Source organism: Bacillus sp. P14.5, assembly GCF_003316765.1.
In the GTDB taxonomy this organism is placed as follows: Bacteria; Bacillota; Bacilli; order Bacillales; family Bacillaceae_B; genus Rossellomorea.
The window spans coordinates 1-2,222 of record NZ_NIJF01000087.1; the positions used below are offsets into that span (position 1 = coordinate 1).

At 55.0% G+C, this 2,222-nt stretch carries 2 protein-coding genes and 1 pseudogene; all 3 read right to left on the bottom strand.

Going from position 1 to position 2,222, the window contains the following annotated elements:
• Nucleotides 1–480 (bottom strand): NAD(P)-dependent oxidoreductase (locus tag B9Z54_RS16425; protein ID WP_275887818.1); only part of this gene is annotated, 480 nt, incomplete at its 3' end.
• The gene (serC, locus tag B9Z54_RS16430) at nucleotides 458–1,531 is read right to left on the bottom strand and encodes a 3-phosphoserine/phosphohydroxythreonine transaminase (RefSeq protein ID WP_113929426.1); all 1,074 of its coding nucleotides are present in this window, start codon (nucleotides 1,529–1,531) and stop codon (nucleotides 458–460) included. The genes serC and B9Z54_RS16425, both read right to left, overlap by 23 nt.
• Nucleotides 1,532–1,638: 107 nt before the next feature.
• Nucleotides 1,639–2,222, bottom strand: a pseudogene (locus tag B9Z54_RS16435) (elongation factor 4); the annotation flags it as partial.

Genomic DNA, 2,222 nt, shown 5'->3' on the forward strand with positions numbered 1-2,222 from the left:
GCCGAGGTGAAGCAAATCGTTGGCGAGCGACGCGCCGATCGCACCGAGACCAATGATCCCGACTCGTTTGCCTCTTAGCTCAGAACCGACGAAACGCCGTTTCTCATCTTCCATCGCCTGCTCGAGCGACGCCTGATCGGGAAACGCATGACCGTTGACCCAGTTCGCTCCTTCCAAAATCGGTCGGACCGACAGTAGCATGCTGGCGAGCACGAGTTCCTTGACGGCGTTGGCGTTCGCACCCGGCGTATGGAAGACGACGACCCCTTGGCGCGCCAGTCGTTCGAGCGGGATATTGTTCACGCCGGCGCCGGCCCGGGCGATGGCCAATAAGTAAGGCGGGATGTCCGCGTCGTGGACATCGTGACTCCGAATGACCCAGGCGTCGGCTTGCTCCGCGTCATTGACGGCATACTCGCTCGGTTCGAAGCGTCTTAGTCCGTCCTTGGCGATTTGGTTATACGTTTTTATATGAAACATCTTGTCCCTCCTGTTCAAACTCATGCATCACGTCGATGAGACGCGTCACGCCCTCGCGCGGCATCGCGTTATAAAGGCTCGCTCGAAGTCCTCCGACCGACCGATGTCCCCCGAGTTCAATCAACCCGCGTGTCTCGGCGAACTGCCGGAACGCTTCATCCGTCGCGTCATTGCCGGTCGTGAACGGGATGTTCGTCAGCGACCGATCCTTGCCGGAAACGAGGGCGTGAAACAATGGTGACGTATCTAATGCGTCATACAACAGCTCGCTCTTCTTTACATTGCGACGTTCCATCGCTTCGACCCCGCCCTCGGACTCGACCCAGGCGAGAACTCGTTCAGCGACATATAGACTGAACGTCGACGGGGTATTGAGTAGCGTGTCGACGTGCTTGCTGTACGCAAGATACGACGGCAAATCGCGCTCGGTGATCAAGTCGCGACGGATGATGACAATCGTCAATCCGGCCGGCCCGATATTTTTTTGGGCACCGGCGTAAAGGAGACCGTATCGTCGCACATCGATCGCTTCCGCCAAAATATTCGACGAGATGTCCGCGACGAGCGGGACGGTCGTCTCCGGCAGTGTCGTGTAACGCGTCCCTTCAATCGTGTTGTTCAGCGTCATATGAAGATAATCGACGTCCTGGATCTGTTCCGGCCAATCCGGGATGGTGTCATAGTTCGATGGCGCTGAACTACCGGCGACGATGACGTCACCGAAGTGTCTCGCGTCCTTGATTGCTTTCTTCGACCACGTCCCGCTGTCGAGATAGGCGAAACGACCTGATTCGCGCAGGTTCATCGGTACCATCGAAAATTGAAGCGTCGCCCCTCCTTGAAGGAAAAGGACGGCGTAGTCGTCTGGAATGTGCATCAAACGCCGCAGTCTCGTCTCGAGCTGCTCGACGATCGTCGCGAACGTGTTGGAACGGTGGCTCATCTCGACGATGGACACCCCTTGTTTATAGGAAAGAAATTCGGCTTGCACTTCTCGTAAGACAGGTTCCGGCAATACGCCCGGCCCTGCTGAAAAATTATAAATCGGCACCGCCACTCCTCCTCTATTTGTCTGTAAGTGGGTACTATTCCGTACCCGGCATGCCGAATCCTGCCAAATACGAAAAATCGCCCTTATCCGGAGATAAGGGCAATCGATTATTCTTCGTCCATCGACAAGACGGACATGAACGCTTCTTGCGGCACTTCGACAGATCCAACCATCTTCATGCGCTTTTTACCTTCTTTTTGTTTCTCGAGCAATTTACGCTTCCGTGAGATGTCACCGCCGTAACACTTGGCGAGAACGTTTTTACGAAGCGCCTTGATCGTCGAGCGGGCCACGATTTTCGTCCCGACCGCTGCCTGAATCGGCACTTCGAACTGCATCCGCGGGATGAGCGCCTTCAATTTCTCGACGATGACCTTGCCACGCTCGTAGGCGAAATCGCGGTGAACGATGAAGCTGAGCGCATCGACGAGTTCGTTGTTGAGGAGGATATCCATCTTGACGAGACGCGATGGACGATAGCCGATCAAGTCGTAGTCAAGTGATGCATAACCTTTCGTGCTCGACTTCAATTGATCGAAGAAGTCATAGACGATCTCACTGAGCGGGATGTCGTACGTGATTTTGACACGGGTCGTATCGATATACTGCATGTCGATGAAACTGCCGCGTTTCTTCTGACAGAGCTCCATGATGGCACCGACATAGTCGTTCGGTGTCATGATGGCTGCTT